The organism is Caballeronia sp. DA-9, assembly GCF_051615025.1.
Classification (GTDB): Bacteria; Pseudomonadota; Gammaproteobacteria; order Burkholderiales; family Burkholderiaceae; genus Caballeronia; species Caballeronia sordidicola.
On the sequence record NZ_CP195131.1, the window covers coordinates 750,836 to 766,273 of the forward strand.

The window sequence follows — 15,438 nt, forward strand, 5'->3', positions numbered from 1 at the left end:
GGCCAAGAATGGATGATCGTCTTATTTTGGCATCGTTGCAGGGCGCGGCCCCAAAAAAAACGCGGGGGAATCGCGAACCTGACGTTCACGATTCCCCCGCTCAAAGACCGATGCCGAAGCATCAGCCCCTTCTTCTTACCAGCTGAACTTATACCCGACCTGCCCGAACACGCCACGGCGATAATCGCCGCCAATGTTGCGGGCGTACTTCACGTTGGCATACATCTCCGACGACTTGCCCATGCTCGTGGTCAGTCCCACACCAAGTTCATACCACGTCCTGGCAAATGCGCCGTTGAAGGTGGATCCGTCGACCGTCGTATTGCCCGGGGTCAGGAAGTCGTGCAACACGTCCGCCGTGAAGTAAGGCGTCAATGCACCCGTCTTCAAATCGTTGGTCAGGTTCGCCTTGAAGATGCGAAAGCCGGCGCGACCGCGCAACGCGTTGCTCGATGTACTCGAGACCGGAGAGATGCCATCGTTGAAACCGTTCAGATGCAGGTACTGATACATCAGCTGCGCTTGCGGTTCGATGGCGATCGTGGTCGATCCAATCAGGAACGGTTTGCCGGCTTCACCTGAAAGACCCGTGCCGTAGCCGTTCTGTGAAGCACCGCCGCCGTATATGTCGCCGAACTTGTTGCGATAGTGCGTCAGTTGTGCGACGGCGTCGAAATAGCTGCCGTCCTTCAGGTACTTCGTCCAGTAGCCGCCGATCGATTGCGCCTGCGTTTCGACCGAGCCGGTGTTTGTGCTCAGCGTCGGATTCAGGCTGCGCGCGCTGTCTTCGAACGTGGCCGAACTCGAGCCGATCGTCAGCGTGACGCCGGCATGCGTGCTGCCGCCAGCCGGGTTCGACGTGAGCGTCCAGTCCTTTCCGAACTGTGCGAAGAACGTGCGTTCATCGGCGGAGAAACGGTCGCCGGAGTTTGCGTCGAGATTCTGGCCGCCGATGCGTCCCCACACGCCGTTATCGTGCGCGCCCTGGGCCTTTTCGAGGTTGGCGATATCGCCGACACGTTCATGCAGACGGCTCATGATCGCAAAGCCATAGTCGATATTCAGCGACGGCGTGAGCGCGTAACCCACCACCGCCGGCCGATACGCGATTGGCGCGGCCGGCGTGGACGCCATGGGCGGCGTGCCTGTGCCGCCGATCACCGCGCTATCGCCAGGCTGGGTAGGGGCGGTGGTAACCGGGGGCGTCACGGGCGGCGTGACCGGGGGTGTTACGGGCGGTGTAACAGGCGGCGTCACCGGAGGCGTGACGGGCGGGGTGACTGGAGGAGTCACCGGAGGCGTGACGGGCGGAGTAACAGGAGGTGTTACCGGAGGCGTCACAGGCGGAGTAACCGGCGGATTTTCCAGCGACGAGCGTAAATAGAAGTCGCTCGGCCGGCCCGAACCGCCTTGATACAACAGATATTCATACGCGCCCGCCTGCACCGGCGCGGCCATATGGAACGTTCCTGCCGCAGCCGAACCGTTCACCTGCACGACCTTGATGCCGTCGCCAACCGTCAGCGCGCCCAGGCCGGTCGGCTTCACGATCACGGTCGTATCGCCGCTCGCGTTTCCTCCAATCACCAGCTTGTCCGTGAACTGGTTCGATGCAGCACCACCCTCGTTCATCACCGTATTGACGATCAGCTTCGCGTTGTTGCCTACGTAATTGCCGCTGACGTTCAGCACATTGCCGGTCGCGCCCGATGCAGCCGCAAGGTTGATCGTGGCGTTGTTGATGAGATTGCCCTGGATCAGGAACGAGCCCGTCGAGCTTGCCGAGAACGCCGGCAACGCGTTTGCCACCGCGATCGTGCCCGAGTTGTTCACAGAGCCGAGTACCGTGCCGAAGCCGCCGAGCGTCGCGCCATCGGCAACTGTCGTCGTGCCTGAGCCGATGGTCGCGCCCGTATGTTGCGCATCGCCAACTGCAAGCGTGCCAGCAAGCACGTTCGTGTCGCCGTAGGTGCTTGCGCCGTTCATGGTGAGCATGCCGCTGCCGAGCTTCGTCAATGGGCCCGAGCCGGTCACGCCCTGTGAAAGCGTGGATGAATACTGCTGGGTATCGATCGTTCCGCCATTCGCGCCGATCACAATTGCGCGTGTTGAGGCGAGGTCGAGGTCATCGCCCAACTGCAAGGTTCCCCCGTTGAACGTCACGCCGCCAGTGGGCGCACCCAGCGCGTTATCGGCGCTGATGTTCACCGTACCCTGCGTGATCAGCGTGCCGCCGGAATACGTGTTGCCGCCCGCAGCAGGTGCAAGCGTCAACGTGCCCGCGCCGGTCTTTTCGATAGAACCCGTGCCGCTTAGTATTCCTGCATATGTGCCGTCGTCGGTCTGCGTGAAGCGCACGAGCCCGTTGTCCGTGATCGCCAGAGGCAGGCTTTGCGCACGCGCCTCGAGCGTGCCCGGGGCGTCGACCACGAACTGTCCGGCGTAAGCGCTGTTGTCGCCGGTGAGGATCAGCTTGCCATCCGCCACTTGCGCAAGCTGCACGTCGGGCAGGATGCCGTTGAGCGTCCACGTGCCGGTATCGTTCTTGATGAGCGTCTGGAAGCCGAAGATATCGCCAGTCAACGTATCTGCGCCGGCGCCGCTCAGGTACAACTGATTGTTGCCCGCGCCGCCGTCGATACTGCCATGCACCGTCGAGCCGGTGTAGATGCGCATGGTGTCGTCGCCGCCCGCGAACACGAGGTTCCCGATCACCTTGCCTTTGTTCGCGAAGTCGATGGCCCCGTCGCCGGTCGATCCAATCGCATTGTCAGGCGCTGCAATCACGCCCGTCTCCGTATTGATCACCGTGTTGCTGCCAGATGTGTTCTGAAACCAGATAGCCGCGGCATGAGTCGCCTGGATCAGCCCGCTGTTCCTGATGACGTTACCCTGGCCCTGCAGGTTCACGGCTTCCGCGATGTCCTCCGTACCCTTGGACAGCACCTTGCCGCCGGCTTCAACCGTGAGCGTGCCGTTGTCCCGGAACTCGATGGTGTTGGTGCCCGTGCCGTAAATGCCGTGCAATTCGACCGCATGATTGCTGACAGTCCCGCCCGATTTCACCGTGACGTTGGCGCGGTCGGCCAGGCTGATAGCCGAGGCATCCTGCGTATTGACGAGAGCATGGTTCTTGACGACCACCGTGCGGTCGTCGTTACCCGGCGCATCGCCGGTGCCGATCGTCGTTGTTCGTGGCGAGCCGGCACTGCAAACAGTGTTGAGACCGTTCACCGCGCATGCGGCTGCCGCTGCGATCGGGTTGAGAAGAAACGGAATGAGCAGCAACGACGGTGCAAGCGAGATGGCTCGCGATCGAACAGGATTTGACATGGTACGCCCCGGTATCTGTTATTTGAATGCGAGCGGAATTTATCAACGGGGGTAATACGATGAATGTTGTGAGGCGAACAGATGTGCCTCGAAACCGGATCAACGATGCCCGCTATGTGTCGCGCCACTTATAGCGGGACAAATAGATGCGCCCGATGTGTCAGGTAGTGTCAAGTCTCGGCATCGAGATTCGATTGGAAGGGCAAGAACCCCGATCATGCAGGCGCCCCTTGCGTTATGTGGTCCACCCTACGTTGCGTGACAGGTCATGCTGGACGATGTCCACGGTCCCTGTACGATGCGTTCCTTGACATGGCCGGCGTGCAGGCCAGGGATTTTTTATCGGGGGAAAGATGGCATCGAAGAGCACTGCGGCGAGCGTGCCGGCAAAGGTCCACGTGCATCTGTATTACGGCGTCGACCCGAGCCGTTATCGCAAGGATGACAACGTGGGTTGCCTGTACGGATATCACCATGCCGAATCGAATTCCCTGGCGTTGTCGTATTCGCAGGACCATCCCGAAGGGCGCGCGATGCGCTTGATCCGGCGCGGCCTGAAAGCGCTCCTTGGCTGCGATCTCATTCATACGTTCCGCAATCGCACCGCCTTGCTCGAAGCCGATGTCATCTGGACACACACCGAGCGCGAATATTTGTCGGCCGCATTGTTGCTGATGCTCAAACGCGGACCCAAACCGCTGCTGCTTGCGCAAAGCGTCTGGCTGCTCGATAACTGGAACTCGCTCGGCGTAGTCAAGCGCGCCATCTACAAGGTGCTGCTCGACCGGGCGGACCTGTTGACAACGCTTACTCACGACAACGCCGCGCTCGTCAGGAGCTTCTGGAACCGCGATGCGACCGTCGTGCTCTACGGCATCGGCACGGAAGACTTCCCTTTGCAGCCGGTCACGCAGTGGCGTCCGCACGCACCGTTGCGCGTCGCCGCCCTAGGCAATGACCGCGACCGCGACTGGCAGACTTTCATGGAAGCCTTCGAGAACGACAAGCGCTTCTCCGCGCGGCTTGCAACGCAGCGCAAGGTGCCGCGTCCAAGCGAAGCCGACAACGTCGTGGTCGCACCGGTGACCGGTATCGACGAGCAGCGCAAGCTCTATGAATGGGCTGATGTAATCGTGGTGCCGCTGCATCCGAATCATCATGCGTCGGGAATCACCGTGGTGCTTGAAGGCGTGATGGCTGGCAAGCTGGTGATTGCAACGGACATCGGCGGACTCAAGGATTATTTCTCGCACGACGCGGTCTCTTACGTCCCGGTTCACGATCCGCACTCGCTGCGCGAGACGGTTGCCGCGTTGGCCGCCGATCCCGACGGCACGACCGCGCGCATCGTCCGCGCGCAGCAGGAGCTGGTATCGAAAGAGCTGACCACGCGGGGCTACGCGCGCCAGCACGTCGCCCTGACGCATCAGATGCTGCGCGACGCGGCATTGAGAGAGGGCGTCACGTCGCTGGCGCGGCCCGGAACCACAACGCCAATCAAACGCAACCCGCACAAGAGATGGACCGTGTCTTGAGCGCTAGCGAACAGAGCGTGGTGTAAATTAATAAGTATGCTTACGGTTATGCCTGCGAGGACAGGCCCTGAAAAAATAACCGGGGGGAAGAGATGCGAGACGACGAAAGACTGGGCGCCCTGCTGCTGGTGCTGGCGATTGGGTGGGTTTATCAGATGATTGCCGCTTGCAAGGACTTTTTTCCCCGCCGATGGCCTGAAGCGTTGAGCGTCAAGCCGCGCTGGCCGGACTAGACTAGCGCGTATTCACTCGACATCCACTCCCGGCGAGGTCGTCGCGTCGCGCATGCTGTATGCCGACAAGATCCTGTACAGCGTGACGCGCGACACGCCCAGTTCCTTTGCGGCCTCGCCAAGACGTCCGCGATTCCTGAGCAACGCCATTTCAATTGCCTGCCGCTCTCCAGCTTCGCGCGCTTGCGCGAGCGAAGTGGGGGCGGGCTCGGCGAATTCGCCCAGTTCGAGATCATGCGCGCCGATCAGCCGTCCCTCGGCCATGACGATCGCGCGCCGCACGCGGTTGATTAACTCGCGCACGTTCCCCGGCCACGAATAATTGTGAAGCGCGGCAACCGCGTCCGGCGCGAAGCCGCGCAACGGCCGGTGCGCGTCCTTCTTGAAGCGGTCGAGCATGTGCTTTGCGAGCAATTCGATGTCCTTGCCGCGCGCACGAAGCGGCGGTTCATCGATTTGAAGTACGCACAAACGGTGGTACAGGTCGGCGCGAAACCGGCTTTCGGCCATGGCCGTCTGCATGTCCACGTGCGTGGCTGAAATGATGCGTACGTCCACAGGCGTGGAGCCGTGTCCGCCCAACCGCTCGACCTTGCGTTCCTGCAAAAAACGCAGCAGGCTCGCCTGGCTTTCGAGCGGCAGGTCGCCGATTTCATCGAGGAACAGCGTGCCGCCATTCGCCGCTTCCACCCGGCCGATCTTGCGCTGGTTCGCGCCCGTGAACGCGCCGCGCTCATAGCCGAATAATTCGGATTGAAGCAGATGTGTGGGGATTGCACCGCAATTGATCGCCACAAAGGGCTGATCGCGACGTGTCGAATGCTGGTGGATGGCGGCGGCCGTAAGTTCCTTGCCCGTGCCCGACTCGCCGGAGATGAAGACGGGCGCGTCGGTGATGGCCACTTTGCGGATTGCACGGAACAGCGCGAGCATGGCGTCGCACGAGCCGATCATTTCGCCTTCGGCGTGGCTGCCGGCTTGGGCGTGTACGTTGCCCAGCGTTGCGCCCACTACGCCGCCGCTTGCGCCGCCATCGTGCAATGCAGCAATGCCATACGCATGTCCAAGCGCGTTCAGGATGCGTTCGCCCGAAGCCGGAAGCGTGACGTAGTCGAAGCAGAAATCGCGCACGAGCCGGCGGATTGTCTCGTTATCGAGCTGGGCGGGTGTGAGGAGCGCCACCCAGCCAATGGTCTTGATCGATAACAGCGTTTCAGCCTGACGCAGGTTCGACTGAATGTGGCGGGACGAAAAGTCGAGTAATCCCCCGCTCGGCGTAGATGAAAAACTCTCGAGATCCCGCCCCAGTTCCGAGTTCCTGACCGTCCAGCCGCGCGCATCCATCAGCGAGCGAACCTCTAGCGTCAAAGGGTCGCCTACATAATAAAGATGCCTCTGACTCGACGAAAACGCTTCCATGAAGGATTACAGTGATTAGTTACAACGAATAATGCCACCAAAACCTGCAGTGGCACGCGTTGTATGGCCCGTGATTTGGTGTATTGACACGGCTCCGGATTGCGTGCTCCTTTTATAACGACTGTTTAGTCGAAAACTTGAAAACAACGCGCGCCCCAGTCCAAGGGCGATAGAGGGAAAACCCTGGGCGCCAGCAAAGCAATTGTCTGAGGAATGCGAATGACTTTGTCGTCCTTATGGATCCAGCAATGCTCACGTGCTGATGTGGCGGATTGCCGAATCCACACGCGCTTACTTGAGTGGCGCGCCTTGGGCTGCGGACAGATCGCGGAACGAGGCGCCCGCATGTTCTTTCGGCAAATGCGCGGTGCCGCCGAAGAGCTTCTCACGCAGCGTGCCATCTGCGTAGGACGTTTTGTAGATACCCCTTGCCTGCAGTTCCGGAATCACCAGATCGATGAAATCCTCGTAGCTTTCCGGCGTCACCGTGCGGGTCAGGTTGAAGCCGTCCACGCCCGTTTCGTTCACCCATGATTCGAGCGCGTCGGCTACGTCCGCCGCGTCGCCGACGATGGTCGTATAGCGTCCGCCGAGCTTCAACTGGTCGAGCAGACGCCGTACTGTCCAGCCGGATTGACCGTCGGTGACTCGCTGCACGGAGGACTCGATCCCGCGGCTTTTCGGGGCGCCTGGCGGCTGGATTTCGTCGTCGGGATTGAAAGTCGAATAATCGATACCCGTTCCCGCCGCGAAATGCGCCAGCCCGGCTTCAGGGCTCGCGTGGCGCGCATACTCGGCAAACTTCGCTTGCGCCTCTGCTCGAGTGCGGCCGACCACGACGGTCACGCCCATGAAGATCTTCAGGTCGGCGGGGTTGCGGCCAGCCTCGGCGGCTTGCTGGCGCAGTGCATCGACGAGTTTTTTCGTGCCTTCCTTGCTTTGACTCGATACAAATACACACTCGGCGTGACGCGTCGCAAACGCCTGGCCGCGGCCCGATGACCCCGCCTGGAAGAGCACGGGCGTGCGCTGCGGCGAGGGCTCCGACAAGTGGTAACCCTCGACGTTGTAATAACGCCCATGGTGATTCACCCTGTGTACTCTTGCAGGATCAGCGAAGACTCGCGCTTCGCGGTCGCGCACAACCGCGTTGTCCTGCCAACTGCCTTCCCAGAGCTTGTAGAGCACGTCGAGATATTCGTCCGCGCGGTCATAGCGCTCGTCGTGGGCGATCTGTTCGGTCAGGCCCATGGCGCGCGCGGCGCTGTCGAGATACCCCGTGACAATGTTCCAGCCAATACGTCCGTCGCTCAGATGGTCGAGCGTCGAGAAGCGCCTTGCAAGCAAGTAGGGCGCTTCGTAGGTGAGGTTCACCGTAATGCCAAAGCCAAGGTGACGGGTCACGGCGGCCATGGCCGAGACGAGCATCATGGGGTCGTTGACGGGAAGCTGGACCGACTCTTTCAAGGTCAGGTCGGCGGACTGCTGATACACGTCGTAGACGCCCACAATATCCGCGATGAAAAGTCCGTCGAACAGGCCCTTCTCGAGCAGCCGGGCGAGGTCGGTCCAATACGAAAGCTTGCGGTAATCGGTCGAGCGGTCACGCGGATGCTTCCACAGGCCGTGATTGATGTGGCCGACGCAATTCATGTTGAACGCATTCAGAAGAATCTTTTTCTTGCTCATGGAAGTCCACGTGAAGAACGATGGATAAGAGACGCCGAGGGCGCAAAAGCATCGCACGGCCAGGCGCTTCGGCGAACCATCGAATTGATATTTGCATTCCATGAATGCAGCGGGCGCTTCATGGGACACGCCTGATTTTTCCGCCTGAGTCGTCGGGTCCCGCGCGTCTCATACGCGCTAAGATAGCTACGAGCGCCGGTCCGGGCGGACCGGTATCCTGCGTGATCTCTTTGATGGGAGAGCAAGATGGCAGCCAAGAAGATTCTGTTTCTGACCGGTGATTTCGCCGAAGATTATGAAACGATGGTGCCGTTCCAGGCGCTGCAGATGGTGGGTCATTCCGTGCATGCAGTGTGCCCCGGCAAGAAGAGCGGAGACACGATCAAGACCGCGATCCATGACTTCGAAGGGGATCAGACCTATACGGAAAAACCCGGACATCTCTTTACGCTGAACGCGAGTTTCGACGACATCGATCCCGCCAGTTATGACGCATTGATGATCGCGGGCGGCCGCGCGCCCGAATATCTGCGCTTGAACAGTCGTGTGATTGAAGTCGTCCGGCATTTCGCCGATGCACAGAAACCCATTGCCGCTGTTTGTCATGGTGCGCAACTGCTGGCCGCGGCGGACGTGATTCGCGGCAAACGCATTTCGGCTTATCCGGCGTGCGCGCCGGAAGTGCGTCTTGCCGGCGGTGAATATGCGGAGATTCGAGTGGATAGTGCGGTTACGGACGGCAACTTCGTCACGGCGCCCGCATGGCCTGCGCATCCGCAATGGCTCGGGCAGTTTTTGGCGCGGCTTGGAACGGAGATCAAACTCTAGGCTGACGTGGATTCGGGCTTCGCCAGCGTCGACTGTCTTCATCGCGCGGCCGATAACAACATCGGCCGCGCGGGTCATTTTCCTACCCCAGCTTCGCCTGCAATTCCGCGGCGCCGCCTCGCCGGTACAAGGCAAGCGTGGCAAAGAACCCGCACACTGCGGCAAAAATGAGCCAGTACGCGGGCGCAGCTTTGTCGCCGGTTGCCTGGATCAGGTAAGTCGATACCGCTGGCGTGAAGCCGCCAAAGATCGCCGTTGCAAGGCTGAACGCCAGCGAGAAACCCGCCACCCGAACATTGACGGGCATTACTTCGGTGAGAGCTGCGACCATCGCACCGTTATATCCGCCGAAGAAGAACGAGAAATACAGCAGCACGGCGAGCATGCGCAGAAAGCTCGGATCGTGCGCAAGCCACGAGAGCGCGGGATACGCCGTGATGACCGCCAGCGCGGACACGAACAGGAGCACGGGCTTGCGTCCGATACGATCCGAAATCGCGCCGCCAATCGGCAGCCAGATAAAGTTCGATACACCCACGAACAAGGTCACGACCAGGCTGTCCGACGTGCTCAAATGCAGCACGGCGCGGCCGAACGTCGGCGTATAGACGGTGATCAGATAAAACGTGGTGGTGGTCATCGCGACCATCAGCATGCCGGCAACCACGGTCTTCCAGTTCGTCGCCATGGAGCGCAAGACCTCGGCAGTTGCCGGATGATGGCGGCGCGCCTGGAACTCGGCAGTCTCCTGCAGCGACCGGCGCAGGATGTAGAGAAACGGCACGATCATGCAGCCGATGAAAAACGGCACGCGCCATCCCCAACCCGCGATCTGCGCCGGCGAAAGCCAGCTATTCAACGCATAGCCGAGCGCCGCCGCGACCACGATCGCGACCTGCTGGCTGGCCGATTGCCACGACGTATAAAAGCCTTTCTTGCCGGGCGTCGCCATTTCCGCCAGATAAACCGACACGCCGCCGAGTTCGGCGCCCGCCGAGAACCCTTGCAGCAAGCGGCCGATGAGCACCAGCGCCGGCGCCAGCAAGCCAATGGTCGCAAACCCCGGAACGCACGCAATCAGAATAGTGCCGCTTGCCATGATCGACAGCGTCACGATCAGTCCGCGCCGGCGACCGACCTTGTCGATATACGCGCCCAGCACAATGGCGCCGAGCGGGCGCATCAGGAAACCCGCGCCGAACACGGCGAACGTCTGCATCAGCGAGGCGAACTCGCTTGCAGCCGGAAAGAAGGTCTTGGCGATATAGGTTGCATAGAAACCGAACAGGAAAAAATCGAACTGTTCGAGAAAGTTGCCGCTGGTGACGCGCAGGACCGCGCCCAGCTTCGAGACGTTGGGCGCGGTTGCGCCCAACGTCTGCGATTGAAATTCGTTTCCGGTTGCCATGTCGTCTCCTAGGTTTTTTTATTGCCACGTCGGCCATGATAGGCTCGGCGGACCCCGTTCCGCATCAATTCATTGTCAATCTTCCACTAGCAGTTTGCTTGGCTGGCGTTTTTCCACGGCCCATTTGAGCAGTGCTGCGCTGCGATATATACCATGCGCGAATTTTCCATATGGCAGCGTCAAAAACAAGGCCATGACAATGCCAAGGTGCACCGCGAGCAATAACGCGATCGCGGATGTATCGCGCAGCAGCAGCAGCGCGAGGCCGCTTGCGCTCGTCAACAACAGCAACGCGATAAAGCCGCGGTCCATCGGCTTTTGCGCCGCATCGCCATGTTGCGGATGGCGCTTTAAATTGAGCCATAACAACCCGGCTGGACCCGCAAGCAAGCCAATCCCGCCAAGCGAACCCAGCACGACCGGCACGCTCGTGAGCGCGTACGGCGCTTCGAGCTTCAGAAAGTAGTGATACAGCGTCGCCACGCATGTAGATGCAAAACACAACATGAAGCCATAGAACGTCAGATGATGAAAGCGGCGGCGCGCGAGGGAAAACGCGTCGTCGGCATTGTTGCAGCCTTCTCCGTGACCACCGCCCAGGTAACGCAGGCTCAGCACGTCGTGTGTTGCCTCGCCGATGGCCTGCGCCGACATTGCGCCGGGGTCTTCGTTACGCCAGAACCGCCGCACGCCCACGCCGAGCGCGATCATCGCGAACACGAACACCATGCCAAACAAAAGCGCCAGCGTATTGTGCGGGAACACCGCATAGAAATTTCCGGCGAGTGGTGGCAGGACAAGCGTGCCTTTTAACGCCATTGTCATGATAAGGAAAAGTGCCAGACCGCCGGCCAAGGCGAGCGCCAGCGTCAGACCGTTGCGCTTGTACAGTGCGCCGAATCCTGCTGGCCACGCGTAGTCCACGTACGTCTGCAGACGCACCTCGGCCATCGCCTTCGGCACGTTGACGCCGAACTCGTGCGGCGGCGCGTACTGGCACGCGTGCAGGCACGCGCCGCAGTTGTGACAGAGATTTGAAAGAAAATGCACGTCGGCACGGCCGAATTCAAGGCGGCGGGTCATCGCTGGGAACACGGCGCAAAAGCCTTCGCAATAGCGGCACGCATTGCAGATCTGCATGATGCGGCTGACTTCGCCTTCGGCTGCTGACATCGGCTTGGCGAATGTGATGGGAACTTCGTTCAGTGCAAGCGCGCTCGCCTCGCGCGTCAGGTTTTCAAGCGACTGCATGACGGGTTTCCTTCAGTTTCAGGGCTGCCTGCGCGGCCTGAGTGCCTGCGATCCTTCCAAACGCCGTGCCGATCGCCATGCCGACGCCCGCCGTATAGCCCTTGCCAAGCACGTTGCCCGCCATCATTTCTCCTGCAACGTAAAGGTTGGGGCTCGGCTTGCCGCCGAAGTGCACGGCGGACTGTTCATTCACCTTCAGCCCGAGGTACGTGAACGTGATTCCCGGACGAAGCGCGAAGGCATAGAAGGGTGGTTTATCGATAGGCTGCGCCCAGTGCGTCTTCGCGGGCGTGAGACCTTCGGTATGGCAGTCGTCGAGCACCGCGTGATCGAAGGTACCAACGCGGCATGCGGCGTTATAGGTCTCAATTGTCTCGATGAACTTCGTTTCATCGAGTCCCGTGGCGCGCGCCAGTTCGCCGAGCGAATTCGCTTTCGTGCCGGGGAACACGGGCGGCATGAAGCGGCCTATCGCTTTGGAATCGATGATCGAATAACCGATCTGCCCCGGCTGGTGAGCTACAAGCCGGCCCCAGATCGCGTAGCGCTTGGGCCAGAAATCCTCGCCTTCATCGTAGAAACGCTCGGCGTTACGATTGAGCATCACACCCAGCGATACACAATCCACCCGCGTGCAGATGCCGCCGTCATACAGTGGCGCGCGCGCGTCGATGGCGACGCAATGCGATTGCGACGGATCGCCAATGGAATCCGCGCCTGCATCGATCATGTACTTGAGCAGCACGCCCATGTTGAAGCGCGTGCCGCGAATCAGGAAGTTGTCGGCGACCCATTCGCCGTTGATTTGGCCCCACGCTTCACGCAGCCATGCGCGATTCGATTCGAAGCCGCCCGCCGCCAGCACGCAGGCGCGCGCTTCAATGCGTTCGTTGCCAATGTGTGCCGCGAGAAAACGATCGCCGTCCAGTTCGATGGAATCCACCGGCGCGTCGTAGCGTACCTGCACGCCCAGCGCTTGTGCGCTGCGGAAGTATGCATTGACGAGCGCCTTGCCGCCGCCCATGAAAAATGCGTTGGTGCGGGCTACATGCAGCGCGCCCGAGAGCGGCGGCTGGAAATGCACGCCGTGCTTGCGCATCCAGTCGCGGCATGTGGACGATTCGCGGATGGCGAGGCGCGCAAGCGGTTCGTTGGTGAGACCGCCGGTCACCTTCAGCAGATCCTGCCAGTATTCTTCTTCCGGATACGCGTCGATCAGTACATCCTGTGGCGCGTCATGCATGCAGCGCAGGTTACGCGTGTGCTGCGAATTTCCGCCGCGCCACTCCTGCGGGGCCGCCTCGAGCAGCATGACGGACGCGCCTGCTTCGCGCGCCATGAGCGCGGCGCACAAGGCCGCGTTGCCGCCTCCGATCACCAGTACATCCACCATTGTCGACGTCTCCTCCAATCCCGGGAGTGTAGGACGCCAGGTGTTCAGCCGCCAGCAGGCAGCAAGCAACAGGTCTTCACGAATCGTGAAGAGGCGGCACTGTGGCGCCAGCCCAGTCGCCTCTGGCAACAAGCGTGCGCGCGACATCGGCGAGGACCACGCGGGCCGCGAGACCGGCGGGCGAGAGTTCGTCGTCGGAGAGACTGACGAGTTGGTTCGGACGCACCATGCCGCGTTCGCTGACCGGCAGCGCGCGGAACGAGGCCGGATCGCGCCGGGCGAGCGCGGCGCCTGGCTGGATGGTGACGCCCAGGCCGCCGCCAACCGCATCCATCAGCATGGCGAGACCATCGATTTCAGCCACGATGTTGGGTTCGATACCCGCGCGTGCGAACGCGGTATCGAGCAGCGAGCGCAATCCGTGGGGTCCGCTTGGAAGAATCATCGGCAAACGGGCGACATGCGCGAGCTTCGTGGTCCGGGTCGCGGGCAGGGGTTCGAAGCTTGCGGCGGCGATCAGGAACAGACGCTCGTCCAGCAAAGGCGTGGCGCTGAAGCGCTTGATGTTGTCGCTTTGAAAAAGGATGGCGAGGTCGATCTGGCGCGCGTTGAGCATGCCCGCCAGATGGCCCGACAGGCTTTCGACCATGCGCAGGCGGACATCGGGATAACGTTCGCGCATTGCACGCATGAACGCGAGACCGAGCACGCCAGTCGTGCTCGGCGCCATGCCCACGCTGACATGGCCCGAGAGACGCGCGTGCTGTGCGGCGTGCGCGGCGTCGTCGACATGGCGGAGCGCCAGTTGCGCCTGGCGCCAGAACGCGAGGCCCGCGTCGGTGGGAACAACGCCGCTGGCGGTGCGCTGCAGGAGCCGCGTGGACAACTCGCTTTCGAGGCGGCTGATCTGCTGGCTCAGCGTGGATGTCACCACGCCAAGCTCCATTGCCGCACGGCCCATGCTGCCGTGTTCGATGACGCGGACGAAGTAGCGAAGCTGACGCAGTTCCAAAGGGTCTCCCGGCAGGTCCGTTTTGATGTCCGCGCATTATCGCTGGTATCGCTGGTGCAGGCCGGTATCAGCTCGTGCGAAACGGCCTGGGCGTAAGCTCCGTGGTTCCGGCATGCAGCCGTTCGTATTCCGCGATCAACTGGGCGCCGAACAGCAGCAACGTCGCGAGCGCTTCGAGACTGAACAGCACGACAATGGACGTGGTCAGCGATCCATACACCACGCTGACTTGCGAGAGCGTGGCGAAATACCAGACGAGCACGTGGCGCGTGATTTCCCACAACAGCGCGGCGGCGATTGCGCCGAACAGCGCGTGCCTGAAGTGTGGCCGGCCGACTGGAATCACCAGGTATATCGATGTCAGCACGAAGACTTCGCCCGCGAATCCAAACAGATAAAGCAGGGCCCGCGATGTGCCGCTCAAGGAAACTTCGATGCCGAATATATCCACGTTATGGGCGCCGACCGCCTGCAATCCTGTCGATACAAGCGTGACGAGCAGCACGCCAGCGCCGAGCGACAAGCTGTAGCAATAGGGCAGCAGCGCGGAAATCAGGAAGTGCCGCCGGCGAATCGCCACGCGATGAACGAAGATCACGGACATCGCGTTTTCGAGCACCGTGAAGGCCAATGAACTGAAGAAAATCATGGTGCAGAGAAGCACCCATCCAATCACCGTGCGATGCGCGAGAAAGTTTGCGAGCTCCCTGACGATGGCTTTTGCCTGCCCCGGCACGAGCCATTCGAGCAGATGAGACAGCGTATCCAGAAGTACGTGCCGGTCGACCACATGCGAAAGCGCGATCACGACCAGTATCAGCAGCGGGATGATGGAAAGCAGCGCGTAATACGCGACCGCGCCCGCGAGGAGCATGCCCTGGTTCGCGCGAAACGCCTTGAGAACTTGCAGCGCGAACGCGCCGGGATGATCGGCGATCGTCCTTAGCGTGCGATAGCGCATGAGTCGCATGTGTCCTCCGGTACGCGTAATGCCGCGTCGTCGGTAAGCAATGCGCAAGTCCCGGGCCTTGAAAAGGCGCATTTCCCAAGACTCTGGTCAAAATCTGTTGCGTGTATTGTCGAGTGGTCGTTAAAATAAACAAGAATCATTCCCATTCGACGTAGCAATGCCGCGCCGATACGGAAAAGCTTCGCTCTTCCGGCTTGTTCCCGCACAGGCCTGTGCGGGAACCGAGTCTCTCCCTGCTGCGCATCATCACGCTGACATTGTTTTTCGCCATAGTGCGGCGCGCCCGGCGCTCAAGGGGCGCGTGGGCCATCGCGGCGTTTAACTATGCTTTGGAAACGATGCATTGAAACTGTAAGACTGACTGTAA

Annotated in this window: 11 protein-coding genes; 3 read left to right on the plus strand and 8 right to left on the minus strand. The window is 61.0% G+C overall.

Annotated elements, in window-relative coordinates; all coding sequences use genetic code 11:
* Positions 1-135: 135 nt before the first annotated feature.
* A complete protein-coding gene (locus ACRWA7_RS03435) occupies positions 136-3,333 on the minus strand; it encodes an autotransporter family protein (protein WP_438390071.1) in 3,198 nt (1,065 codons plus the stop codon).
* 353 nt (positions 3,334-3,686) lie between these two features.
* Between ACRWA7_RS03435 and ACRWA7_RS03440 the strand changes: the two genes are divergently transcribed.
* Positions 3,687-4,868 (plus strand): glycosyltransferase, encoded by a 1,182-nt coding sequence (locus ACRWA7_RS03440; protein ID WP_438390072.1) that lies wholly within the window; start codon positions 3,687-3,689, stop codon positions 4,866-4,868.
* A gap of 92 nt (positions 4,869-4,960) precedes the next feature.
* Positions 4,961-5,101, plus strand: a complete 141-nt coding sequence (locus ACRWA7_RS03445; RefSeq protein ID WP_157766722.1) for a hypothetical protein — start codon at positions 4,961-4,963, stop codon at positions 5,099-5,101.
* Positions 5,102-5,113: 12 nt separating this feature from the next.
* Here ACRWA7_RS03445 and ACRWA7_RS03450 read toward each other — a convergent pair whose 3' ends face one another.
* Together ACRWA7_RS03450 and ACRWA7_RS03455 are read right to left on the minus strand one after the other, a co-directional pair.
* Positions 5,114-6,520, minus strand: a complete 1,407-nt coding sequence (locus ACRWA7_RS03450) for a sigma 54-interacting transcriptional regulator (RefSeq protein WP_438390073.1) — start codon at positions 6,518-6,520, stop codon at positions 5,114-5,116.
* Between the two features lie 291 nt (positions 6,521-6,811).
* The gene (locus ACRWA7_RS03455) at positions 6,812-8,209 is read right to left on the minus strand and encodes an LLM class flavin-dependent oxidoreductase (protein WP_438391043.1); all 1,398 of its coding nucleotides are present in this window, start codon (positions 8,207-8,209) and stop codon (positions 6,812-6,814) included.
* A 246-nt stretch (positions 8,210-8,455) separates the two neighbouring features.
* Between ACRWA7_RS03455 and ACRWA7_RS03460 the strand changes: the two genes are divergently transcribed.
* Complete coding sequence (locus tag ACRWA7_RS03460) at positions 8,456-9,037, plus strand: DJ-1/PfpI family protein (RefSeq protein ID WP_438390074.1); 582 nt, start codon at positions 8,456-8,458, stop codon at positions 9,035-9,037.
* Between the two features lie 82 nt (positions 9,038-9,119).
* Here ACRWA7_RS03460 and ACRWA7_RS03465 read toward each other — a convergent pair whose 3' ends face one another.
* From ACRWA7_RS03465 to ACRWA7_RS03485, 5 genes are all read right to left on the minus strand, one after another.
* Positions 9,120-10,445 carry an MFS transporter gene (locus ACRWA7_RS03465; RefSeq protein ID WP_438390075.1) on the minus strand — a complete coding sequence of 442 codons (1,326 nt, stop codon included), beginning with the start codon at positions 10,443-10,445 and terminating at the stop codon, positions 9,120-9,122.
* A gap of 75 nt (positions 10,446-10,520) precedes the next feature.
* Complete coding sequence (tcuB, locus tag ACRWA7_RS03470) at positions 10,521-11,696, minus strand: tricarballylate utilization 4Fe-4S protein TcuB (protein ID WP_438390076.1); 1,176 nt, start codon at positions 11,694-11,696, stop codon at positions 10,521-10,523.
* Positions 11,683-13,089: an FAD-dependent tricarballylate dehydrogenase TcuA gene (gene tcuA / locus ACRWA7_RS03475; RefSeq protein WP_438390077.1), complete on the minus strand. Its 1,407-nt coding sequence runs from the start codon at positions 13,087-13,089 to the stop codon at positions 11,683-11,685. Before tcuA ends, tcuB begins: the two co-directional genes overlap by 14 nt.
* A 76-nt stretch (positions 13,090-13,165) precedes the next feature.
* Complete coding sequence (locus ACRWA7_RS03480) at positions 13,166-14,101, minus strand: LysR family transcriptional regulator (RefSeq protein WP_438390078.1); 936 nt, start codon at positions 14,099-14,101, stop codon at positions 13,166-13,168.
* Between the two features lie 67 nt (positions 14,102-14,168).
* Positions 14,169-15,071, minus strand: a complete 903-nt coding sequence (locus ACRWA7_RS03485) for a YihY/virulence factor BrkB family protein (protein WP_438390079.1) — start codon at positions 15,069-15,071, stop codon at positions 14,169-14,171.
* Positions 15,072-15,438: the final 367 nt, after the last annotated feature.